The organism is Polynucleobacter sp. MG-27-Goln-C1, assembly GCF_018881905.1.
Lineage (GTDB): Bacteria > Pseudomonadota > Gammaproteobacteria > Burkholderiales > Burkholderiaceae > Polynucleobacter.
Genome location: NZ_JACVPM010000001.1, coordinates 33,190 through 57,331, shown reverse-complemented (window position 1 = coordinate 57,331; position 24,142 = coordinate 33,190). Strand labels below are relative to the sequence as shown.

Here is a 24,142-nt window from a genome sequence, read left to right as displayed (position 1 = left end):
TTTAGTTAATGGAACAATTTCATGCGCTACTTACCGCCTCCTACGGAAGGCATTATTTAGCGCAACGCTTAGTCAAAGATGAGCGTGGAAATGAATCTCCTGTCGGTGAATTAATTCAGGTAAGCACTCCAGCGAAGCAGCATATTGGTGCGGTAGGCGATCGTATGCTGTTGGAGATGACTTCAGCAGATCAGGCACGCATTGTTCGCATTGAGCCACGAGAAAATTTACTCTATCGATCCGATGCTTTTAAAAGCAAATTGATCGCCTCGAATGTAGATCAAATATTAGTCGTCCTGGCTACGCAACCCGCTTTCTCCCCCGATCTTTTGGGAAGAGCTGTTGTTGCTGCAGAGACGAATAATATTGGTTTGCATATCCTATTAAATAAGTGCGATCTTAAAGATAACTTAGAGCACGCTCGCAAGATCATTGCACCCTACGCGCGCATGGGCTATCCCGTAACAGAGGTATCCGCCAAGTTTGACGAAGCCTCCATCGAAGCATTGCGCCCCGCTATCTGCGGCAAAGTCTCGGTGTTTGTAGGCCAATCCGGCATGGGCAAATCGAGCCTACTCAATGCCTGGGTTCCAAATGCAGCAGCAATTACTCAAGAGTACTCAGTTCGCCTCGATACCGGCAAACACACCACCACCGCTTGCCGCTACTTTGAGCTGCCTGAAGCTTGGGGGCGGGATGTTAATGGCAAATTGGGTGCTTTAATCGATTCTCCAGGCTTTCAGGAGTTTGGCTTGGCACACATGTCAGTGAGCGAACTCGAGCATGCCTTTAGGGAGTTTCATGACTTACTGGGCAAGTGCCGCTTTCATAACTGCGCCCACCAAACTGAGCCGGATTGTGCGATACGTGAAGCTGTAGATAGAAATGAAATAGCGCCAGAAAGACTGGCGCTATTTAGACAATTGCGGTCCGACTCAAAAACAGCCGATACGCAGATTCAGGGAATTAGCCAAGCCAAAGAGCGATGGTCAGCATTAGCAATAAAGCCATCCAAGCGATAACTAAACGCCAAACTAAACCAATTGCAGAGCGCATCGTGCGCTCATTCGGCTCAAGGCCCACTTCGTAAACAACGGGCTCACCAGCTTCAGCCATACGCAAAGCTTCATCGCTATCAGGCTCGCTCATAGGCTCACCCAAACGAACACCTAAGGCGCCACTACCGGATGCCAAGATCACTGCTGATAAAGAGTCAGACCATTTACCAGTTAAGTGACGCCATGCATAGACTGCACCTTCAAAGTTACCCACGATCGCAAAGCCCATCGCGGTAATACGTGCAGGAACCCAATCCAATACGTAGAAGAAATGACGCGCTGCTTCACTTAAATTGAAGTCACCTTTTTCCGACCAGCGCTGAGCGGCTGTATCAGCCAAGCGATACAAGACCACGCCTGCTGGACCCATTGGCATTAAGAACCAAAACAGCACACCAAATACATGGTGATGTGAACCAATAATGGCGCGCTCTAGCGCAAGAGAAATCACTTCAGTCTCTGTGAGATTGGAAGCATCTAATTCAGGGCCATACCACTCGCCCAGGGCCGCACGCGCTGCTGGCAAATCATGATTTGCAATCGCTTCATGAACCAGTGTGAAGGAATGACTAAATTGGCGAAAGCCAAAAAATAGATAAGCAATTAATACGTTCCACAGGAATCCCAAAATTGGGAAAGTCACCATGAAGACCACATAAAGCACGAAGACAAGAAACGTTGGCAGAATAAATGCGACCAAGCATGCCATACGAGCGCCCACAGGGCTCGCGCCTTCTTCGGTCTTGCCACCGAATTCACCGGCGACCCAATCTAACCAGCGAGCACTCATGCGCGCGATCCAATGAGTCGAAGTTACTGGGCGATATTGCTCAGCAATGAGGGCAAAGAGAATAGAAAAGAAAGTCATACTTTTAATAAATGATAAAGGTTACGCAACATGCCCGCAGTAGCACCCCAGATAAAACGATTTTCATAGGGCATTGAATAAAACCGACGACTACCCTGATCACTCTCCCAGACTCGCACTTGATGATTTGCAGGGTCCATTAAAAAATGTAAAGGCACTTCAAAAACATCTGCGACTTCAAAAGCATCTAAGACATATTCTGCCTGAGGTTTTACCAATCCCACAACTGGCGTCACACTATAGCCCGAAACCGTTAAATACTGGGGCAAATGGCCAATGACCTCCACTCCGTGTCGATCCAAGCCAATTTCTTCTTCACTTTCTCGCAAAGCGGTGTCATTAGGGCTGGAATCACCCGGATCCATCCGTCCGCCCGGAAAGCTAATTTGACCAGCATGGTCATGCAAATGATCGGTTCTTTGAGTCAGCAACACCGACAGTCCGTCAGCTTTCAGTAGCAAAGGAATCAGCACCGCCGCCTGGGTTATTTTTCCAGCAGCTTGGCGATTTTGAATAATGCCTGCCGCAATGACCTGTCGATTCTCATCAGTAATCTCCGGCTGCCAAGCGGGGGGATTGAAAAAACGACTCTTTAGATTCGCTGGATGCAAATGATGTGCAGCTACGATGGGCTGATCAGTACACACCTCATGAATCGGAATTGCCTGAGCATCAAAACTCAATGGAGTGGCTGCACTCAATTTTTGCTCTTGGGGTTTCTGATTCTGAGTCATTAGCTTATTTTAGGGCAATAAAAAAGGCGACCTAGGTCGCCTTCTTTTTTGGATTAAAGCAAACCTTATTCCGCTACTGTCTCAGCAACTGCTTTAACTTTGCGTGCAGGAAGTTTTTCTTTAATACGTGCAGACTTACCTGAACGATCGCGCAAGTAGTACAACTTGGCACGACGTACATCACCGCGACGCTTCACTTCAATGCTAGCGATCAATGGTGAGTAAGTTTGGAATGTACGCTCTACACCTTCGCCAGATGAAATCTTGCGAACGATAAAGCTTGAATTCAGTCCGCGATTGCGCTTAGCAATCACAACGCCTTCAAAGGCCTGGGTACGCTTACGTGTACCTTCAACTACGTTTACGCCAACAACTACTGTATCGCCAGGAGCGAAAGTAGGGAGCACTTTGTTAGCACTTAAGCGAGCAATTTCTTCTTGCTCAATTTTTTCGATCAAATTCATTATTAATCCTTAAACATCTTGTCAGCGTTTAATCCCGAGACTTTCATCAACGGACCAGACAGAGGATGCAGTTAAAACCATTTCACTAAATCAAAACACAAACACTTCATTCAAAACCATAATTACTTACAGCGTTCGAAGAAATTGCTCATCTTCTTTACTTAGCAACCCATTAGCTCTTGCTGATTTAATTAAATCAGGTCTAAGCCTTAGCGTCAGCTCTAAAGACTTCTGCCGACGCCAATCCGCTATTTTAGCGTGATGTCCGCCCAAAAGCACGTCTGGGACAGATAAATTTTCATATATTTCAGGGCGAGTGTAGTGTGGGTAGTCCAAAAGGCCATTAATAAAGCTATCCTGGATGACAGACTCTCCATCCCCTAAGGCCCCTGGAATGAGACGAATGACCGCGTCCATCATGGTCATGGCTGGCAATTCACCACCAGAAACCACAAAATCACCCATAGAAAGCTGTAAATCGACGTTTCGATCGATAAAACGCTGGTCAACAGCCTCATATCGACCACAAATAAAGATTAAATTGCCGTAATTAAGGATATCTGTCGCTATCTTCTGAGAAAAGACCTCTCCCTGAGGTGCCAAGAGGCAAATTGGACCAGACTGGACTTGCTGAGTTTGATGTGCCGCTCTAACAGCAGATATCGTGTCTTCCAATGGTTTTGCCATCATGACCATGCCAGGACCACCGCCATAGGGGCGATCATCCACAGTCTTGCGTGGATCAGAACAATAATCGCGGGGATTCCAGAGATTGACGCTGGCAAGGCCCTGTTCACAAGCGCGCCCAGTAATGCCCCACTGAGTTAAAGCTGGGAACATTTCAGAAAATAAGGTAACTACATCAAAGCGCATATTGGAAATAGAAGATCAATTACTTTTTTGCATTTAGTGCCAACTACCAGTCAGCCTGCCAATCTAGAGTAATTAGCCTATTGGGTAAATCAACGTTTTGCACCACTTCTTTTACGAAAGGCACTAGCTGTTTTACTGTTTTGGTTTCTGGATCGCCAAGAGCAATGATTCCGTGAGCACCGTTATCGTTAACATCAATCACCTCACCCAGGCTCTCGCCTTGAATATTAATTGCTTTGCAACCGATCAGATCGACCCAGTAATAGCTATCGCTCTCTGCTTTTGGAAATACTTCGCGCGCAACTAAGATGCGAGCACCTTTTAAAGCCTCAGCCTGATCGCGATCAGTGATGCCATCTAAGGCAATCACTACGGTACCGCTATGCATCTTGGCCTGCTTCACCTTATAAAGCTTTAATGAGGCCTGCTCATGAGACGCAGCAACACCCTCACTCCGACGAGGAATGAGAGATAACCAAAGTTCTTTGCTAGATAAGAGCGCTACGGGATCGGAAGAATGAGGGCGAACCTTAATCTGACCCTGTAAGCCTTGAGCGTCCTGAACTGCACCGAGCTCAATCAAATCATCTAGGGAAGGTGTATTCATATTGAAGCCACCTCAACTCCCCAAATAACACTACAAGTAAATTCTGCTACCAAAGACTTCATCGCTAAGAAAAAGTCTTTGGATTTGAAGTCTTTAAACCGCAGGATTGTTTTTGATTAAACGAACTACTGTTGGAGAGATCTGCGCACCAACACCAGTCCAATAGGTCAAACGATCTTGAGCAATACGCATTGCTTGCTCTGTCGCTGCTGCCTGTGGATTGAAGTAACCAATACGCTCGATAAAGTTCGAGTCGCGACGATTGCGCTTGTCTGTAGCCACGATGCTATAAAAAGGGCGCTTCTTTGAACCGCCGCGTGCCAGTCGAATGACGACCATACTTATTCCTTAAAATCTAAAATGAAAACAGGTTGATTACAACCCAATGAAATTACTACAAAATCTTGGGCTCCAACTAACTGAGCAAATTAACAAAACAAATGCACGGTATAGCGGAAAACCTCATATTCTAGACGAAAACCCCTACTTGATCCACCTATTTAAGCGGGCACCCTTTTGGCATCAACAGTAGAATAGAACTCAGTAGATCATAAAATAATTATTAAAAACAATAACTTACAGAAATATCGCCATGAAAACTGCTATTTTTAGACCCTCCAGAGGCCCTATAAAGCGCTTTTTTCTGATTCTTTCTTTCCTTGGCTTGGGTTTTTTGACCGCCTGCGCCAATGTCATTCCGCCATGCAACGCCAAAACAAGCCCTCCTAGTAGCGAGTTCCGCAATACCAAATGGGAGCTAGTCCGCTGGAATCTCGCACCCAATGCCAAAGGCGAAGTTCGCTCCCGACAAATCCCTCAGGGTGACAATAGCAACCCAATCCAAATCATCTTTGATGCCAATGGTGAGCGCGTGAGTGGATCCACGGGCTGCAATCGCTTTACTGCACGCATTACTGAAGATGCCAGAGGCTTTACGTTGGATCAAATCGCCGCCACAAAAATGGCCTGCTCACCACAACGCATGGAGCTAGAAAATGACTTTCTCTATGAGTTAAATGATTACCGCTCAATTGTGCGCAACGGTGATCAACTCCTGATGATTGGCGCAGATCGTGAAGTTTTAAGCTTCATACAAAAAAATAATTCAGCAAAATAATTCAATCTTTATATAAATACATCACCGAAAGTCTTCATGAAAAAATACAAACTCCTATTTTGCTCACTTGGATTATTTTTTCCTGGGACCGGCTTGAACTGTTTTTATCTACAAGGAATTAAATCCTTTTGGGGATGGGCTCAACTATTTTCATTTGTTGGCGGAATCGCTGGTTGGCTGATTCTCAAAGAGGCGCACTTCCACTCTGCACCGGGCTGGGTTCTTGTTACTTTCGGCTTCATCACTCTTGAGGCAAGCTGGTTAACTACTATTGCCTATGGCTTACGCGCTGATGAAAAATGGGATGCGCAATTTAATCCAGACTTAGAACCCAGTAGAGCAACTAAATCAGGCTGGCCAGTTGTGTTGACAGTGATTTTTTCTTTGGTGTTTGGTGCGGGTGTCATGATGACCTTCTTGGCAATTGCATTTGAACAATTCTTCATCTCCCAACTTCAAGAAGCAAGAAAGCTATCCCAGTAATGCGGATAGCTTTTTTGATGTGTAGCTTTTGATAGGCTGCGATAGTTATTTAAATCTTAAAACTGCTCCGCTGTCAGTGCGTTAGTAGATTGCCCACTCTCCAGGATCGATGTTGCGAGAGCTTGAGATTGTGGCAATAGATTTTCTGCAAAGAAGCGTGCAGTTGCAATCTTAGCATCATAGAAATTAGGATCACCCGCACGTAACTCTTGCGCAGCCAGTAAAGCGCGTGCCATTTGCCAGGCACCCATTACCAAACCACATAAACGCAAGTAAGCAAAACTACCTGCATATACTGCTTTGATATCCGTCTTAGCATTCGCCACGATATATGCAAAAGCGGATTCAAAAGCTAAGCGGGCTGGCGTTAATTGATTTAACACTGCTTTTGCATCCGCGGTGCCACTGCTTGCAAGATTTTTTTCGGTTTGCTGGATTTTTTCTGAGAATAGCTTTGCAGTTGCGCCACCATCACGCACTGTTTTTCTACCGATCAAATCATTTGCCTGAATCGCTGTGGTGCCTTCATAGATTGTCAGAATACGAGCATCACGGTAGTGTTGTGCTGCACCCGTCTCTTCAATAAAACCCATGCCACCATGAACCTGCACACCTAAACTTGCAACCTCAATCGACATCTCAGTCGAGAAGCCCTTCACAATCGGGACCAGGAATTCATATACCGCTTGATTCTGCTTACGAGCCACTTCATCCGGCGATGCATGTTGTGCATCATAAGCAGCTGCAGCGTAATACGCCAATGCTCTAGATGCCTCAATGTAGCCACGCATGGTCATCAACATCCGCTTCACATCAGGCTGATGAATAATGGCTACAGGACCTGGAGAGCCAGCTAGGTCACGACTCTGAACTCGGTCCTTGGCATACTGAACTGCCTTTTGATATGCACGCTCTGCAACTGCAATACCTTGCATACCAACTGCAAAACGAGCGGCGTTCATCATGACGAACATGTATTCCAAGCCGCGATTTTCTTCGCCTACCAAGTAACCGGTGGCGCCACCATGATCACCAAACTGTAAGACTGCAGTTGGGCTGGCCTTAATGCCAAGCTTGTGCTCAATCGAGACACAATGAACGTCGTTACGTTCGCCAAGAGAACCATCTGCATTCACCAAGAACTTCGGCACTACAAATAAAGAGATGCCTTTCACACCCTCTGGCGCATCTGGCGTTCTAGCCAGTACGAGATGGACAATATTTTTTGCCATATCGTGCTCACCGTAGGTGATGTAGATTTTGGTACCAAAAATTTTGTATGTGCCGTCAGCATCAGGCACAGCGCGAGAACGCACCATTGATAAATCAGAGCCTGCTTGAGGCTCAGTGAGGCACATGGATCCAGTCCACTCTCCAGAGATCATCTTAGGCACATAGCGCTCTTGCAACTCGGGGCTTGCTGCAGTTAATAAAGCCTCAATCGCACCATCGGTCAGCATCGGACACAAGGCGAACGACAAGCTAGCTGAATGCACCATCTCAAAGCAAGCAGTAGCAATGAGTTTAGGCAAGCCTTGACCGCCAAACTCTGCAGGGTGAACAACACCCTGCCAACCTGCTGCAGCAAATTGTTCGAAAGCCTCTTTAAAGCCTGGCGCAGTTGTTACAACTCCATCCTTTAGTGAACTAGGACTTTGATCACTAGGCCAATTGAGAGGTGCTACAACGTCTTGATTGAATTTAGCAGACTCCTCCAAAATCGCTGGGGCCAAATCCACATCGGCGCCAGCCTCAGCATAGGAGGGATAGGAAACCACCTCAGATAGCCCCGCTAGTTCGTTCATCACAAATAGCATGTCTTTTACTGGGGCTACATACGGCATAAGTATTCCTATAAATCAGAGGTGAAGATAGTTAAAAAGATATCTTGAATCGCCTTAACCGAGTAAGTTAGTCAACTCAGGTACGGCAGTATTTAAATCCGCAACTAAACCGTAATCAGCAACACTAAAGATTGGTGCTTCAGGATCTTTGTTAATCGCTACGATCACCTTAGAGTCTTTCATGCCCGCCAAATGCTGAATCGCACCAGAGATGCCTACTGCGATATATAACTGTGGAGCAACAATCTTGCCAGTCTGGCCCACCTGATAGTCGTTTGGAACATAACCAGCGTCTACTGCGGCGCGTGAGGCGCCAAGTGCAGCACCGAGCTTGTCAGCCAAAGGCACAACAATCTCTTGATACTTCTCACCAGAACCTAAACCACGACCACCGGATACGATGATTTTGGCGGCAGTGAGTTCAGGACGATCTGACTTAGTGAGTTCACGACCTACGAACGATGATTTACCAGGAGCCTCAATAGCTGCTTGCTTTTCAACTGCAGCTGATCCACCGCTTGCAGCAACCGGATCAAACCCAGTAGTACGAACCGTAATGACCTTAACTGGATCAGTAGATTGGACGGTAGCAATCGCATTACCAGCATAAATCGGTCGCTCAAAGGTATCAGATGAAACAACTTTGGTGATATCCGATAACTGCGCTACATCCAACTTAGCAGCAACGCGTGGCAATACATTCTTGCCATTGGCAGTTGCAGGTGCCAGGATGTGGCTGTAAGCACTAGCGATAGAAAGAATCTGCGCAGCTAAAGGTTCAGCGAGTTGATCGGCTAAAGATGGGGCGTCCACTTGAATCACTTTACGCACTCCAGCGATTTGAGCCGCGGCGGAAGCAGCAGCATCAGCGCCGCTACCAGCCACCAATAGGTCCACCTCAGGGGAGCACTGCAAAGCGGCTGCTACCGCATTGAGCGTAGCTGCTTTTAAGGATTGATTGTCGTGTTCAGCAATAACGAGTGCGGCCATTTAAATCACCTTCGCTTCATTTTTAAGTTTATCTACCAAAGCCGCTACATCAGCCACCATCACACCAGCAGAGCGCTTTGGCGGCTCTTCTACTTTGAGGGTTTTGAGGCGTGGGGCAACGTCAACACCAAGCTCTTCAGGCTTCACGATTTCCAAAGCCTTCTTCTTGGCTTTCATAATGTTTGGCAAAGTCACATAACGTGGTTCATTCAAACGCAAATCAGTTGTAATAACTGCAGGCAAAGTAATTGCAATGGTTTCTAAGCCACCATCTACCTCGCGAGTTACGCTTGCCTTGCCGTCTGCAACTACCACTTTGGAAGCAAAGGTTGCCTGTGGGATATCTAGCAAGCTCGCTAACATCTGGCCGGTCTGGTTGCTATCGTCATCAATTGCCTGCTTACCCAAGATCACGATCTGTGCTTGTTCTTTTTCAGAAAGCGCCTTGAGAATTTTTGCAACTGCTAAAGGCTGTAATTCAGCATCGGTTTCAACCAAGATGGCGCGATCCGCACCGATCGCTAATGCAGTACGCAGCGTTTCTTGACATTGAGTTGGTCCAGCAGAAACCACCACTACTTCAGTAGCAACGCCAGCCTCTTTTAGTCGAACAGCCTCTTCAACTGCAATTTCATCAAATGGGTTCATGCTCATTTTGACGTTTGCCAGATCGACACCGGAGTTATCTGATTTCACCCGAATTTTGACGTTGTAATCAACGACACGCTTTACTGCTACTAAAATTTTCATGCTGAATTCTCTATTTTTGAGTAACTTTTCTATTTTATCCGCCTAGCCCCAACTAGGGCTAGACATCGATTGCTGAAGCCGAGCCAGCCTGCTTGCGAAGTTCAAACTTCTGGATCTTTCCAGTAGAGGTCTTTGGAAGCTCACAGAACACAATGGCTCTAGGAACCTTAAATCCAGCCAGATGCTGCTTGCAATGAGCAATGATGTCGGCAGGAGTCACTTCTATGCCTGGCTTAATCTCCAAAAAGGCGCAAGGCGTTTCGCCCCACTTAGGATCAGGCTTCGCAACTACTGCGGCAGCCATTACTGCAGGGTGACGATAGAGAACATCTTCAACCTCCACGGAAGAAATATTTTCGCCGCCGGAAATGATGATGTCCTTGCTACGATCTTTCATCTTTACATAGCCATCGGGATTCATCACCGCCAAGTCACCTGAATGAAACCAACCGCCCTCGAAGGCCTCTTTGGTTGCCTTCTCATTCTTGAGGTAACCCTTCATGGCGATATTGCCCTTAAACATAATCTCACCCATCGTCTCGCCATCAGCTGGAACAGGTACAAGGGTTTCAGGATCAAGAACGGCAATTGCTTGTTGCATGTGATAGCGAACACCTTGGCGAGCATTGAGGCGAGCTCTCTCACCAATATCCACTTCATTCCACTCGTCCTGCTTCACACAAACTGCTGCCGGGCCATAAACCTCGGTTAAGCCATAGACATGTGTCAAATCAAAGCCGAGCTTTTCCATACCCTCAATGATCGAAGCTGGAGGTGCAGCACCCGCAATTAAACCTTTTACGCCAGCAGGTACCCCCTCTTTTAATTCATCAGAGGCATTCACTAACAGGTTGTGCACAATCGGGGCAGCGCAGTAATGCGTAACACCATGATCTTTAATGGCAGCGAATATATGCTGGGCATCAACACGACGTAAACACACGTTAATACCGGCGCGTGCAGCTACTGTCCAAGGGAAACACCAGCCATTGCAATGGAACATTGGGAGTGTCCAGAGGTAAATCGGGTGCTTATTAATATCCCAATCCAAAATATTCGACACGGCATTAATCGCTGCGCCACGATGGTGATACACCACGCCCTTTGGATTACCGGTTGTTCCCGAGGTGTAATTCAAGCAAATCGCTTGCCATTCATCCGCAGGGACTTGCCATGCAAATTGAGGATCGCCCTCAGATAGGAATTTTTCATAAGTGAGTTTGCCAAGCTTCTCACCGGGAATATCAAATTCTTTTTCCTCGACATCAATCACTAAAAACTCGCGCCCACTTTCTTTCTTGGCGATCTCGAGGGCTTTTTTCATTACCCCAGAGAATTCAGGATCCACGATCACGACTTTTGCTTCGCCGTGATTCAGCATAAAGGCGACAGACTCAGGGTCAAGGCGCGTGTTCAAGGCATTTAGTACCGCCCCAGCCATCGGAATGCCAAAATGCGCTTCAACCATGGGTGGCGTATTGGGCAACATGACGGCAACCGTATCCCCCAAACCAATGCCATGCATTTGCAGCGCGCTTGCTAAGCGACGACAACGCTCATAGGTCTGACTCCAAGTCTGACGCAATTTGCCATGAATAATTGCCAAACGATCTGGATATACTTCAGCTGATCGCTCAAGAAATAATAGTGGAGTGATCGGGGTGAAGTTCGCTGGGTTGCGATCTAATCCCTGCTCAAAAATATTAGCCATGCGTTCCTTAGATATTGATCTTATTTAATCTACATTTCTATGACATTTAAATGTCAGCAAGTGCTTTGACGTGCGCGACCACGCTGCGCCCTAGCGCGGAGAGGTTGTAGCCACCCTCCAGGCAGCTGACGATGCGACCTTGGGCAAATTGACTAGCAACACCTTTAAGCTGCTTAGTAATCCAGGCATAGTCGTCCTCTACTAAACCCATCTGCCCCAAATCATCCTCACGGTGAGCATCAAAGCCTGCGGAGATAATGATGAGCTCTGGCTCAAAATCACGTAAACGTGGCAACCACTGCTCCTCTACTATCGAGCGCACTACATCGCCTCGAGTAGAAGCCGGCAAGGGGACATTCACCATATTATTCGCTCCATCCAAGCCGCTGTATGGATAAAACGGATGCTGAAAGAAGCTGCACATCAGCACATTGGGATCATTAAAAAATGCCGCCTCAGTACCGTTGCCGTGATGCACATCAAAATCGATGATGGCCACACGTTCGATACCGTATGTCTCCATCGCATACCGCGCAGCTACAGCGACGTTATCAAAGACACAAAAGCCCATCGAGCGGGTTGGCTCCGCATGATGACCCGGGGGGCGAACCGCACAAAACACATTTTCAACCTCGCCCTTCATCACTGCATCAACACCCGCAATAGCAGCGCCTGCCGCACGAAGCGCGGCGCTCCAAGTATGGGGGTTCATAATGGTGTCACCATCAAGCATGAAATAACCGCTAGCTGGTGAACGCTCTTTAACAAAGGCAATGTGATCTGGACTGTGAACTAACTCCAATTGATCTTCAGTTGCCAGTGGCGCATCGAGATGATGTAGAAAGCGATCGATACCACTACGAATTAACTGATCATTGATCGCCTGAATGCGTTCCGGGCACTCGGGATGATGACTGCCCATCTCATGTTTTAGAAAATCTGGATGAGTTATGTATCCTGTTGTCATTACTAGAAATCCTCAATAGCAAAACTGTAATTTTTATAATCTAATAAAACCTGCCAACCCTTCAAAAACCCATTTTCTTATCCATGAATTTTCGCGTCCCCTACCTTGCTTCAACACTATTCATAGCGCTACTGCTTGGTGCTTGCTCCAGCACCCCTACTCAGCAAGTTAGCCCTACAGAGACTATCGTAAACCAGTCTGAGGATGCCGCAACAGAAGCCCGCTTTAGTCAAAACCTCAATCAATTAATCACCCAAATTGCACAAACCCAGGGAATCCCTCAGACAAGCCTTGAATCAGGCTTCTCAGATGCTAAAACGATTCCGTCCATACGCAAATTGGTGTTACCCCCATCGGGTAGCTTTAAAAAGAATTGGGTTGCCTATCGCAAGCGCTTCATTGAACCGGTACGACTTAAGGCCGGCAAGGCCTTTTGGGAGCAAAACCAGGCCTTCTTGACCAAGGTTGAGCAAGATTCAGGAGTTCCAGCGGAAGTCATTGTCTCCATTATTGGGATCGAAACCATCTATGGCCGTCAAACTGGAAATTTCCGGGTAAAGGATGTGCTTTCTACATTGGCCTTCAGCTATCCAGATACACCTAACAAAGCTAGCCGAGAACAGCTATTTAAAGACCAGCTCCAAGAACTCATCCTCATGTGCTGGACCGAGGGCGGCGGCAGTTTGCCTGCCAACAATAGTAAACAAGGGCTGAATCAAACTCGCTTTAATGCCTGCTTAAATCAGAACAGCTCTTATGCAGGCGCCATCGGCTTACCCCAATTCATGCCGAGCAGTATTCGCAGCTTTGCAGTAGATGGTGATGGCGATGGTCATATTGACCTCAAGCAGAGTCCTAAGGATGCGATTGCTAGTGTGGCTAACTTTATGAGAAAGCATGGCTGGCAACCAGGAATGCCGATTTACTTCCCTGTACAGGAAAGTGCCATTAGCGAAGCGAAAGCTCTGGCGGACGGTGAACCTCAGCTGAAATACTCAGTTCAAGAACTCATTGCAAAAGGCATCTTAGCTAAAGACCAAGGTGACCTTCAATTGGGCGGAGTTGAGCCGCAAAGTAAGGCGCTCATTGTCGATCTTCCCTACCCCGATAAGGATGGTAACGATCAGGTTCGCTATGTTGTTGGTTTAAATAATTTCCTGACGATTGTGCAATACAACCGCAGCTACTTTTACGCACAAAGTGTTGCTGAGTTTGCAGAAGCGCTGGGATACAAGAACCAAAGCGTAGTGCCTGTAGCTTCGACCAAAGCGAAGCCAGAAGTAAAGTCAGGTGATGCAGTTAAATCCAAGCCCAAGAAGACTCCTAGCAAGAAAAAACAAAAGCAGACTTAATTCACTTTCGGCTGAATGTATTACGCCGGGAACACTCCAGTTGAGAGGTAGCGATCACCGCGGTCGCAAACAATAAAGACAATCGTTGCATTCTCTACCTGACGAGCGATTCGCAAGGCAACAACTAAAGCGCCACCAGCTGAAATCCCACAGAAAATACCCTCTTCAGCCGCGAGGCGGCGGGCCATTTCTTCGGCATCTGCTTGACTCACATATTCAATGCGATCAACCTTATCACCTTGATAAATTTTTGGGAGGTACTCTGGAGCCCATTTACGGATACCTGGAATTTGCGAACCTTCCTCCGGTTGAGCGCCAATAATTTGAATATTGGGATTCATGGATTTCAGATAGGTAGAAACTCCGGTAATTGTTCCGGTGGTTCCCATCGCTGAAATGAAATGCGTAACCTGGCCATCCGTATCGCGCCAGATTTCTGGGCCAGTGGTTTCGATGTGAGCACGTGGGTTATCCGGATTTGCAAATTGATCAAGCAATCTGCCGCGACCCTCTTTTTGTAATTGCAGCGCATAGTCGCGGGCAAACTCCATACCACCAGAAGCTGCCGTCAAAATTAACTCAGCACCATAAGCAGCCATACTTTGTCGACGCTCAATACTCTGGTTCTCAGGCATCACCAAAACCATCTTGTAGCCCAACATCGCAGCAGTCATTGCTAAAGCAATGCCAGTGTTACCACTAGTAGCTTCAATGAGAGTGTCGCCAGGCTTAATTTCGCCACGCTCTTGAGCGCGCAGGATCATCGACAGCGCAGGCCGGTCTTTCACCGACCCCGCTGGATTATTACCCTCCAACTTTCCTAAGATCAGATTATTTTTGGAATCATTTTCTGCGCCAGGAATGCGTTGCAAACGAACCAGGGGTGTATTACCCACGGTCTGTGAAATAGTTAAGTAAGAAGGTGTGCTCATGAAACCATTTTAGCCATAAGCCAGGCTAGACGTAAAAGGGTTTAATTTCGGCGACTTGGTTCCGCACGATCCGAAGAATGGCGCGAACCGCTTTGACCGCGTGAGCCACGTCTGCTAGCCTTGGAGCCCTCTTTACTAGTCCTGCCGTGCGGTTCACGAAAAGAACTGGGCGCCTCAATGGTTAAACCGTTATCCACCATCTTTTCTACGGATTTCATGCCGATACCACGTACCCGTTTTTGCAGATCATTAGCATCCTGAAAATGCCCACCATCCAAACGCTCGGCAATAATTGTTTTCGCTTTGGATGGTCCAATCCCTTTAATACTTTCTAACTCAGACTGAGTGGCGGTATTGACATTGACTGGCGAAGCAGCAGCTAATCCTGAAACAGCTACAAATACTGAAAATACCAAAGACTTTAATAATTGATTCATCTAATCTCCATCGGTTAATAAAAAATCCACTTACACGAAGTGCAAGTGGATCAGTTACAACGAATGGAGATTCAGTCGGTTGACTGTTTTTAACTACCTATAGTGGGCTTGCCAAGAAATCTGCATTGGCTGATAGCCAGGCGATATAACGACTGACGCCCTGCTCCACATTGAGGAAGGGTTCTGAGTATCCAGCCGCGCGCAGCTTGGTTAAATCTGCTTGCGTAAAGCACTGGTACTTGCCTTTAAGTGCATCCGGAAATGGAATGTACTCAATCGCCTTTTCTTTGACCAACTCTTCTAAGCTAGCAGGATTGGCATTATCGATTTTGCGCATGGCGTTTGCTACAGCATGAGCAACATCATTGAATGGCTGTGCACGACCACTACCCAAATTAAAGATACCGCTGATTTCCGGGTGATCTAAGAAGTACAAATTCACTTTTACAACGTCTTCTACTGAGACAAAGTCACGACTTTGCTCGCCAGCGCCATAACCACCATATTCACCAAAAAGCTTTACTTTGCCATTGGCCTTGTACTGGTGGTATTGATGAAAGGCTACTGAAGCCATACGACCTTTGTGTGATTCACGTGGCCCATAGACATTGAAGTACCTAAATCCGACTACTTGCGCAGTATTGGCTTTTTCAGCAAAGCGTTTGCGCATCACTTGATCAAATAAAAACTTAGAGTAACCATAAATATTTAATGGCTTTTCATGCTCGCGGCTCTCTACAAAGACATCAGAACCGCCATAAGTGGCAGCTGAAGAGGCGTACAGTAACTGCACTTTTTGCTCTGTACAGATATCGAGCAAGTCCACGGTGTAACGGAAATTATTCGCCATCATGAAGATGCCGTCAGTTTCCATCGTATCGGAGCAAGCCCCCTCATGAAACACTGCCCTCACCTTGCCAAAGCGACCACTTCTAAATGACTCCAGAAATTCGTCTTTATCAAGGTAATCAATGATGTCTAAATCCGCAAGATTGCGATACTTGTCAGCGGGACGTAAATCATCGACCGCAATGATATTTTTCTCACCACGCGCATTGAGCGCCTGAACAATATTGGCACCAATAAATCCAGCAGCGCCAGTTACGATAATCGTCATTGCAATTCCTCAGAAGTAACGGTGGCTGTACCCAGCTTACCAACGACAATGCCACCGGCCCGATTAGCCAAAGCCATCGCTCTTTCAAGTGGCCAGCCGGCTGCTAAGGCCACTGCAAGAGTGCCAATAACTGTATCACCTGCACCAGACACATCAAACACTTCACGTGCCTGCGCCTTAACGTGGATCACTCCAGCATCGGTAAATAAACTCATGCCTTCTTCAGAGCGAGTAAGGAGAAGTGCCTCGAGATCTAAAGATTTTCTAAGATCCTGCGCTCTTTTAGTGAGATCTTCTTCACTAGACCATTGACCAACTACCTGACGCAACTCACTACGGTTTGGCGTGAGAACGGTGGCACCACGATATTTAGCGTAGTCATCGCCTTTAGGATCTACCAAGATCATTTTCTTTTGAACGCGAGCTTGCTCAATCATTAAAGCTACTTGGCCCAAAGCGCCTTTGCCGTAGTCAGACAAAATCACTACATCAGCATCGCCTACAAGCTTCTCGTAACGCTCTAACTTATGCGCCAAAGCAGCCTCACTAGGAGCCTCTTCAAAATCCAAACGAATCAATTGTTGTTGTCTTGCAATGACGCGCAACTTCACAGTAGTCGGCACCTTGCTATCGATTTCAAGCTGGCTATCAACACCACTAGACTTCAGCAACTCTGTTACGCGATTGCCCGGCTCATCATCGCCAATCACACCCAAGATCGTTGTATTCGCACCGAGAGCAGCTACGTTGCGAGCCACGTTGGCAGCGCCACCTAAACGCTCATCAATTTTGCCCACTTGAACAACAGGTACTGGCGCCTCAGGAGATATCCGATTCGTATCACCAAACCAATAGCGATCAAGCATGACATCACCCACCACTAATAAGCGGGCTTTAGAAAATTGTTCTCGGTTAGCTTTTTCCACGATGTAACTAATCTCTCTAATCTTTCGAATGGATTCTTTTTTACTTCTAATTAATTATGACGGCCAATACCCTGGTACTCAATGCCTAATTCTTGCATAGCTTGAGGCTCATACAGATTACGGCCATCAAAGATGATGGGGTTTTTGAGTTTGGCTTTGAGAAGCTCAAAATCAGGACTATGGAAGGCTTTCCACTCAGTAACAATTACTAAGGCATCCGCATCTTGGGTTGCTGCCATCGGGTCATCCACCAAAGTCACTTGTTTAAGGCCCTCTGGGTTGCCTTTAAAGTCCATCTCGAGGCAGTGTTTGGTTTCTGGCATGGCTACTGGATCATGAGCAACGATCTGAGCACCACGCTTGACCAGCTCTTGAATAATCACACGACTTGGCGCTTCACGCATATCGTCGGTATTAGGTTTAAAGGCTAAACCCCACATAGCGAACTTCTTACCCTTAAGATCAGAACCAAAGCGCTTTTCAATCTTTTCTACCAAGATGTATTTCTGGGCTTCATTGACTGCTTCAACGGCATCGAGGATCTTTAGATCTCTGCCATGTTCAATAGCAGTCTTGGATAGAGCGGAAACATCCTTTGGAAAGCAAGAACCGCCATAGCCAGTACCAGAGTACAAAAAGCCGTAGCCAATACGAGAGTCTGAACCAATGCCCTGGCGTACTGCTTCAATATCTGCACCGACTAAGTCAGCCAGATTGGCCAACTCGTTCATAAAGGAAATGCGGGTGGCTAACATGGCATTAGCTGCGTATTTAGTTAACTCAGCACTTTTCACATCCATGTAATAGGTGCGCTCGTGATTACGGTTAAATGGTGCGTAGAGCTTGCGCATTTGCTCCTTAGCGCGCAGACCCGCTGGCGTATTTTGCGTACCGATCACGATACGATCTGGGCGCATAAAGTCTTCTACTGCTGCGCCTTCTTTAAGGAACTCAGGATTGGAGACTACGGAGCATAACTCTGGTGAGAGACTTCTTTTTTGGAGCTCTTCAACAATAGCAGCGCCAACCTTATCAGCAGTGCCCACTGGCACAGTCGATTTATCAACGATTACTTTAGGGGTGGTCATATGACGACCAATATTGCGAGCAGCCGCTACAACGTACTGAAGATCAGCTGAGCCATCTTCATCAGGAGGGGTGCCTACCGCGATAAATTGAATATCGCCATGCGCAACAGAAGCAGCAATATCAGTAGAGAACTGCAAACGGCCAGCAGCGCGATTGCGCTCAATCATCTCTTTGAGGCCCGGCTCGTAAATCGGTACGCTACCAGAATTGAGAATCTCAATTTTCTTAGGATCTACGTCAACGCAAAAGACGTTATTACCCTGCTCTGCTAAACAAGCGCCAGTAACAAGACCAACGTAACCACTGCCGATGATGGTGACTTTCAAAATATCTCCAAGTAATTCAGATTACATGGAAGGGCCGCTAGGAACGGCTCCCTCACTGCGTCTTGGGGAGTATGCCTCCCAATGATTACAACCCGGGCATTGCCAGTAAAAACGTCTCGCACGGAAACCACAATTGCCACAGGTATAACGGGCCAAACTGGTTGTACGCTGCTTCAATAAACTGAGTGTTGCCTGTAAATCCGATACTCGCTCTGGTGTACCGTTGCTTTCCGCCAGAGCTAAACGGGTCTCAGCTAACTTGGAAAGTGCACTCAAGCTTGGTGAATGCTGCATCACTTCAACTAGCATCACTTCAGCAGCTTGAGCACCACGAATTTGAGTCATATGCTTTTGCACAATGTCGAGCAACTCACCAGAAGCTTGGGTTTTCAACAACTCACAAAGCGCACTTAAACCCACATCTGCTTTATCCAACGCAGCATGCGCCGCCATCCAACGATCTGCGAGTAAGTGCATATAAGCAGGATGTGTTTTAGCAATCACAGCCCATACCTCGATCGCCTGTGCCGGACGATCCATTGCAATCAGATAATCACCTTGCAAAATCAGCGCACGCGCATGATGTGGAACGGCTTGCAAGGCCAATTGAACGGATTGCTCTACCTCTGGCAAATCCTTGCGGCGTAATGCCTCTTGACCCAATTCGCAATGAAACTGGGCAATTTCAGTATGGTGGGATTTTCCTTGCAAACCCTCAAGCTCACTAGCGGCAACGATGGCTTTTTTCCAGTCTCGCTCGATCTGATACATCTCAAGCAAACTCTCTTTAGCTGGGGCAGCAAACTTACCTTCACCCACGCGATTTAATGATGCTTCGGCACGATCTAATAAACCGGCACGCAGAAAATCACGACCCAATTCATAGGCAGCATGATCGCGATCGCGCGGCTTTAAGTCATCGCGATTAGCAAGGTGCTGGTGAACTCGAATTGCACGCTCAGTCTCGCCACGGCGACGGAATAAATTACCTAAAGCAAAATGCAGTTCGATTGTTTCAGGATCGAGTTGAGCGATCTTGACCAAAGTCTCAATCGCCTGATCTGGCTGCTCATTGAGTAACAGACTTAAACCTTTAAATGTTGAGCGTTGCTGACGCATACGCTCACGCTCATCCATGCGATTCTCAAGACGCAAATCCCAGCGCGAAGCCAGCCAACCAATACCAAACATGACTGGTAATAACAGTAGCCAGGAGGTTGCAATCTGAATCATGCTGTGCAGATCTTAAATAAAAAAATGGTCCGAATGGACCACTGGATATGCGCTATGTGACTAGGCACCAGAACCCTCTTTAGGGCTCACTTGCTTCAGAGGTTTGTAATCAACGCGCTCACGTAATTCTTTGCCAGGCTTGAAATGGGGCACGCGTTTTTCTGGGATCAATACTTTCTCACCAGATTTTGGGTTGCGACCAGTTCGTGCAGGACGGTGATGCAAAACAAAGCTGCCAACACCCCGCAACTCAATCCGCTTGCCTTCGGCTAAAGCGTGAGTCATGGTGTCTAGCAATGTTTTTACTGCCAACTCCACATCGCGAGGTAAAAGCTGGGGAAACTGTTCCGCCAAGCTCTCCACGAGTTCGGAGCGAGTAATTGCTTGTTGCTCTTGATCTGACATGATCTATCAATAAAAAACCGCCGCTCTCCTAGTGGAAAGCGGCGATATTGATTTAGCCTTGATTGTCCAACTTCGCTTTTAACAAAGCACCCAAGTTGGTTGTGCCGGACTGCGCATCACCTTGGAGTTTGCTCATAGCGTCTTGTTGGTCAGAGCTGTCTTTAGCTTTGATTGAAAGGTTGATTACACGTGACTTACGATCAATGTTGATGATCATTGCAGTTACGCTATCGCCTTCTTTCAATACATTGCGTGCATCTTCAACGCGATCTGTTGAGATCTCAGAAGCACGTAAGTAAGCTTCAACTTCATCAGCCAAGTGAATAGTTGCACCCTTAGCATCAACAGCCTTCACAGTACCAGTTACAAGGCTGCCCTTGTCGCTTACGGATGTGTAGTTATTAAATGGGTCACCAGACAATTGCTTGATACCGAGAGAGATACGCTCTTTCTCAACATCAATGGCCAATACAGTAGCTTCAACTTCGTCGCCTTTTTTGTATTTCTTAACAGCTTCTTCTCCTGGCTCATTCCATGAGAGGTCTGAGAGGTGAACTAAACCGTCGATACCGCCAGGCAAACCAATGAACACACCAAAGTCAGTAATAGACTTGATTGCGCCAGTCAGCTTGTCGCCTTTTTGTTGGCCACGTGAGAACTCTTCCCATGGATTCGCTTTGCACTGCTTGATGCCCAAGCTGATACGACGCTTGTCTTCATCAATATCCAGAACCATTACTTCAACTTCGGTTCCTAATGCAGTAGCTTTGCTTGGAGCAACGTTCTTGTTAGTCCAATCCATTTCAGAAACGTGTACCAAACCTTCGATACCAGATTCGATTTCAACGAACGCACCGTAGTCAGTCAGGTTAGTTACCTTACCGAATAAACGGGTGTTTGGTGGGTAACGACGAGCGATACCAACCCATGGATCATCACCAAGTTGTTTCACGCCGAGTGAAACACGGTTCTTCTCTTGATCAAACTTCAAAATCTTAGCTGTAACTTCTTGGCCAACAGTCAACATCTCGCTTGGGTGACGCACACGACGCCATGCCAAATCGGTAATGTGCAAGAGGCCATCGATACCACCGAGGTCCACGAATGCGCCGTAGTCAGTGATGTTCTTAACGATACCTTGAACAACGCTACCTTCTTTGAGGTTAGACATCAACTTCGCGCGCTCTTCACCTTGGCTAGCTTCAACAACAGCACGACGTGACAACACTACGTTGTTACGCTTACGGTCAAGCTTGATAACCTTGAACTCCATCGTCTTACCTTCGTAAGGGGTGGTGTCTTTGATTGGGCGTGTGTCAACGAGTGATCCCGGCAAGAATGCGCGGATACCGTTAACCATGACTGTCAAGCCGCCTTTAACCTTACCAGTAACAGTACCGGTAACGATTTCAGCTTGCTCGAGAGCTTTTTCCAAATTCATCCATGATGCCAAGCGCTTAGCTTTGTCACGGGAAAGGATTGTGTCGCCATAGCCGTTCTCAAGAGCGTCAATAGCAACAGAAACGAAATCGCCAGGAGCTACTTCAATCTCGCCAGCGTCGTTATGGAATTCTTCAACAGGAATAAACGCTTCGGATTTCAATCCAGCGTTAACAACGACGAAGTTATGGTCGATGCGAAGTACTTCAGCCGAAATAACTTGGCCGGTCTTCATATTCGATCGGGTTAATGATTCTTCAAATAGTTCTGCAAATGATTCAGACATTTATATATTCACTTTGTGCCGCCAGAAGGCCTGACGGGTTAGGTTAAAAAAGCCCCAAGAAACACGCTAAATTAGAAAATCGCGTTGTAGAGTTTCTTAAGACACCAAAACAACTTCTACTGCCCACCAAAAATTAAGCTATTTTTGACTGATACCAATCTAAAACCGTCTTAACTGCTTGATCTATCGATAATTCTGATGTTTCAAGCACTTTGGCGCCGTCTGCAACTAGCAAGGGTGCGGCACCTCGACTACTGTCTCTGGCATCACGCTCCTGCAAATCATGCAGCAAGTCGTCTAGTTTAGCAGAAATTCCCTTAGCTATCAATTGCTTATACCGTCGTTCGGCTCTAGCCTGCGCTGTTGCGGTGAGAAAAACCTTCAAAACTGCATCCGGAAATATGACACTTGCCATGTCGCGCCCATCAGCAACCAAGCCTGGAGCAGACCTAAAACCATGCTGAACACCCACTAAAGCTTGCCTAACCTCAGGGTGTACCGCAATTGCAGAGGCACGCAAACCGATACTTTCAGTGCGAATGGCATCCGTCACATCTTCAGAATTGAGCAAAATTTGCCCATTTCTGAAGGAAATCACGAGTTTTTTGGCCAAAATACCTAGTTCTGGGCCATTTTTGGGGTCAATGGATGCTTTTTGACTACCCAAGGCAACCAGTCGATATAGCGCCCCACTATCCAGATAATGAAAACCCAGCTTTTCAGCCACCAAGGAGGCAACCGTCCCTTTGCCAGAAGCAGTGGGTCCATCAATGGCGATGACTGGAGGCAGATTCATCAAAAAAGACTTTTAGGAAACAATCTTTGCAAATTCAGCAAAGTAAGTGGGGAAGGTTTTGGCAACGCAATTAGGGTCATTAATCTGCAAAGTATTTGGGCCAAATGCAGCTAATGAGAAACACATCGCCATACGATGATCATCATATGTATCAATACCTTCTATTGGAGATTTCCAATCGGATGGAGATTGAGGTGCTTGCACCACAATGTAATCGGCACCCTCCTCAACGATAGCGCCAACTTTTTTCAACTCTTTCGCCATCGCTGCAATACGGTCAGTTTCTTTCACGCGCCAACTGGCAATATTATTTAAGCGGGTTGGGCCCTCAGCAAACAATGCAGCAACAGCAAGTGTCATCGCCGCATCCGGAATTTCCGTGCAATCAATCGTGATCCCATTGAGCTTGCCATTGGCATTTTTCACACCAGCAACTTCAATCCAATCTTCCCCGGAAGAAATCTTTGCGCCCATTAATGCGAGTGCATCAGCAAAAGCAACATCGCCCTGAATACTCTCGCTACCAACACCCAAGACGCGGACTGGTCCACAACCAATCGCTCCAAGCGCTAAGAAGTAAGAGGCAGAGGATGCGTCACCCTCAACCGATAAGACGCCAGGGCTTTGATATACCGCGTCAGAAGTCTTGGCAGGAATGACAAACGACTGCGCATCAGGGCAAGCCACTTTGACACCAAAGCGCGCCATGAGCTTGAGTGTGATTTCGATATAAGGGCGAGAAATCAACTCACCAATCACTTCGATCCTGACGGGCTCCTTTGCCACCAAAGGCAAGGCCATCAATAAGGCAGTTAAGAATTGACTAGAAACATCACCACGCACCTTCACAATATCCTTGATTTCAATATCAGCAGCAAGAATCTTGATCGGTGGATAACCTTCTTGTAATTCGTAATCAATCGTTGCGCCGACTTGTCTCAAGCCATCCACTAGATCCCAAATAGGACGCTCATGCATGCGTGGCACGCCAGATAAACGGTAGTTACCACCCTGCATTGCCAAAGCCGCCGTCAAGGGGCGAATCGCTGTACCCGCATTACCCATAAAAAGGTCTGCATTCTGAATCGGGAACTTACCGCCGCAACCTTCAACAACGCATACTTTGTCAGCTTGATCAGTTACAGATAAACCCAACTGACGAAGCGCATTACGCATTACTTGCGTATCGTCAGCATCCAATAAATTTTTAAGGGTTGTCGTGCCGGAAGACAAGGCAGCCAACAATAGGGCGCGATTAGAAATACTTTTAGAGCCTGGCAAAACAATTGAGCCTTGCGCTCGTTTGAATGGTCCAATTTTAATATCCGGCAAGCCAC

The 24,142-nt window shown here is 47.0% G+C and carries 24 protein-coding genes and 1 pseudogene; 4 read left to right on the top strand and 21 right to left on the bottom strand.

Annotation, left to right across the window (positions count from 1 at the left end):
- Positions 1-8 precede the first annotated feature (8 nt).
- Entirely contained in the window at positions 9-1,022 is a 1,014-nt protein-coding gene (gene rsgA, locus ICN14_RS00280) for a ribosome small subunit-dependent GTPase A (protein ID WP_216224044.1), read from the top strand.
- On the opposite strand, the gene ICN14_RS00275 is transcribed toward rsgA, so the two are convergent.
- The 6 genes from ICN14_RS00275 to rpsP all read right to left on the bottom strand — a co-directional run bounded on the left by ICN14_RS00275 (position 967) and on the right by rpsP (position 4,943).
- The gene (locus tag ICN14_RS00275) at positions 967-1,926 is read right to left on the bottom strand and encodes a CobD/CbiB family protein (protein ID WP_216224043.1); all 960 of its coding nucleotides are present in this window, start codon (positions 1,924-1,926) and stop codon (positions 967-969) included. The two genes, rsgA and ICN14_RS00275, sit on opposite strands and share 56 nt — an antisense overlap.
- Entirely contained in the window at positions 1,923-2,660 is a 738-nt protein-coding gene (locus ICN14_RS00270) for a CoA pyrophosphatase (protein WP_216224042.1), read from the bottom strand. Before ICN14_RS00270 ends, ICN14_RS00275 begins: the two co-directional genes overlap by 4 nt.
- Positions 2,661-2,725: 65 nt before the next feature.
- Positions 2,726-3,124, bottom strand: coding sequence for a 50S ribosomal protein L19 (gene rplS, locus ICN14_RS00265; protein WP_215375214.1), 399 nt, complete (start codon positions 3,122-3,124; stop codon positions 2,726-2,728).
- 126 nt (positions 3,125-3,250) lie between these two features.
- On the bottom strand, positions 3,251-3,997 hold the full coding sequence (trmD, locus tag ICN14_RS00260; RefSeq protein ID WP_216224041.1) for a tRNA (guanosine(37)-N1)-methyltransferase TrmD: 747 nt from the start codon (positions 3,995-3,997) through the stop codon (positions 3,251-3,253).
- Between the two features lie 43 nt (positions 3,998-4,040).
- Positions 4,041-4,604, bottom strand: coding sequence for a ribosome maturation factor RimM (gene rimM / locus ICN14_RS00255; RefSeq protein WP_216224040.1), 564 nt, complete (start codon positions 4,602-4,604; stop codon positions 4,041-4,043).
- A gap of 93 nt (positions 4,605-4,697) precedes the next feature.
- Complete coding sequence (gene rpsP / locus ICN14_RS00250; protein ID WP_011902362.1) at positions 4,698-4,943, bottom strand: 30S ribosomal protein S16; 246 nt, start codon at positions 4,941-4,943, stop codon at positions 4,698-4,700.
- Positions 4,944-5,196: 253 nt separating this feature from the next.
- On the opposite strand from rpsP, the gene ICN14_RS00245 reads away from it, so the two are divergent.
- Entirely contained in the window at positions 5,197-5,721 is a 525-nt protein-coding gene (locus ICN14_RS00245; protein WP_216863190.1) for an META domain-containing protein, read from the top strand.
- 36 nt (positions 5,722-5,757) lie between these two features.
- A complete protein-coding gene (locus tag ICN14_RS00240; protein ID WP_216224038.1) occupies positions 5,758-6,204 on the top strand; it encodes a hypothetical protein in 447 nt (148 codons plus the stop codon).
- 56 nt (positions 6,205-6,260) lie between these two features.
- On the opposite strand, the gene ICN14_RS00235 is transcribed toward ICN14_RS00240, so the two are convergent.
- From ICN14_RS00235 to ICN14_RS00215, 5 genes are read right to left on the bottom strand one after another with little or no spacing between them, the layout of a single operon-like run.
- Complete coding sequence (locus ICN14_RS00235) at positions 6,261-8,048, bottom strand: acyl-CoA dehydrogenase (protein ID WP_216224036.1); 1,788 nt, start codon at positions 8,046-8,048, stop codon at positions 6,261-6,263.
- A 54-nt stretch (positions 8,049-8,102) separates the two neighbouring features.
- Positions 8,103-9,038, bottom strand: a complete 936-nt coding sequence (locus ICN14_RS00230) for an electron transfer flavoprotein subunit alpha/FixB family protein (RefSeq protein WP_216224034.1) — start codon at positions 9,036-9,038, stop codon at positions 8,103-8,105.
- Positions 9,039-9,788, bottom strand: a complete 750-nt coding sequence (locus ICN14_RS00225) for an electron transfer flavoprotein subunit beta/FixA family protein (RefSeq protein WP_216224031.1) — start codon at positions 9,786-9,788, stop codon at positions 9,039-9,041.
- Positions 9,789-9,846: 58 nt separating this feature from the next.
- On the bottom strand, positions 9,847-11,499 hold the full coding sequence (locus ICN14_RS00220) for an acyl-CoA synthetase (protein ID WP_216224030.1): 1,653 nt from the start codon (positions 11,497-11,499) through the stop codon (positions 9,847-9,849).
- Positions 11,500-11,545: 46 nt separating this feature from the next.
- Positions 11,546-12,466: a histone deacetylase family protein gene (locus ICN14_RS00215; RefSeq protein WP_216224029.1), complete on the bottom strand. Its 921-nt coding sequence runs from the start codon at positions 12,464-12,466 to the stop codon at positions 11,546-11,548.
- Positions 12,467-12,549: 83 nt separating this feature from the next.
- Between ICN14_RS00215 and mltB the strand changes: the two genes are divergently transcribed.
- Entirely contained in the window at positions 12,550-13,818 is a 1,269-nt protein-coding gene (mltB, locus tag ICN14_RS00210; RefSeq protein ID WP_216224028.1) for a lytic murein transglycosylase B, read from the top strand.
- Between the two features lie 20 nt (positions 13,819-13,838).
- Here mltB and cysM read toward each other — a convergent pair whose 3' ends face one another.
- The 10 genes and pseudogenes from cysM to aroA form a co-directional block, all read right to left on the bottom strand.
- Positions 13,839-14,750, bottom strand: coding sequence for a cysteine synthase CysM (gene cysM, locus ICN14_RS00205; protein ID WP_215333666.1), 912 nt, complete (start codon positions 14,748-14,750; stop codon positions 13,839-13,841).
- 41 nt (positions 14,751-14,791) lie between these two features.
- Positions 14,792-15,187 (bottom strand): helix-hairpin-helix domain-containing protein, encoded by a 396-nt coding sequence (locus tag ICN14_RS00200; protein WP_216224027.1) that lies wholly within the window; start codon positions 15,185-15,187, stop codon positions 14,792-14,794.
- A 97-nt stretch (positions 15,188-15,284) separates the two neighbouring features.
- The gene (gene rfaD / locus ICN14_RS00195) at positions 15,285-16,304 is read right to left on the bottom strand and encodes an ADP-glyceromanno-heptose 6-epimerase (RefSeq protein WP_216224026.1); all 1,020 of its coding nucleotides are present in this window, start codon (positions 16,302-16,304) and stop codon (positions 15,285-15,287) included.
- Complete coding sequence (gene rfaE1, locus ICN14_RS00190) at positions 16,301-17,230, bottom strand: D-glycero-beta-D-manno-heptose-7-phosphate kinase (protein WP_216224025.1); 930 nt, start codon at positions 17,228-17,230, stop codon at positions 16,301-16,303. The genes rfaD and rfaE1 overlap by 4 nt, the downstream gene beginning before the upstream one ends.
- Positions 17,231-17,280: 50 nt before the next feature.
- Positions 17,281-18,645, bottom strand: coding sequence for a UDP-glucose/GDP-mannose dehydrogenase family protein (locus ICN14_RS00185; RefSeq protein WP_216224024.1), 1,365 nt, complete (start codon positions 18,643-18,645; stop codon positions 17,281-17,283).
- A gap of 21 nt (positions 18,646-18,666) precedes the next feature.
- Positions 18,667-19,878 carry a lipopolysaccharide assembly protein LapB gene (lapB, locus tag ICN14_RS00180; protein WP_216224022.1) on the bottom strand — a complete coding sequence of 404 codons (1,212 nt, stop codon included), beginning with the start codon at positions 19,876-19,878 and terminating at the stop codon, positions 18,667-18,669.
- Positions 19,879-19,986: 108 nt separating this feature from the next.
- Positions 19,987-20,283 (bottom strand): annotated as a pseudogene (locus ICN14_RS00175) (integration host factor subunit beta); the annotation flags it as partial.
- A gap of 52 nt (positions 20,284-20,335) precedes the next feature.
- Positions 20,336-22,009, bottom strand: coding sequence for a 30S ribosomal protein S1 (gene rpsA / locus ICN14_RS00170; RefSeq protein WP_216224019.1), 1,674 nt, complete (start codon positions 22,007-22,009; stop codon positions 20,336-20,338).
- Positions 22,010-22,142: 133 nt separating this feature from the next.
- On the bottom strand, positions 22,143-22,805 hold the full coding sequence (gene cmk / locus ICN14_RS00165; RefSeq protein ID WP_216224017.1) for a (d)CMP kinase: 663 nt from the start codon (positions 22,803-22,805) through the stop codon (positions 22,143-22,145).
- A gap of 12 nt (positions 22,806-22,817) precedes the next feature.
- A complete protein-coding gene (aroA, locus tag ICN14_RS00160; RefSeq protein WP_216224016.1) occupies positions 22,818-24,137 on the bottom strand; it encodes a 3-phosphoshikimate 1-carboxyvinyltransferase in 1,320 nt (439 codons plus the stop codon).
- Between the last annotated feature and the right edge of the window lie 5 nt (positions 24,138-24,142).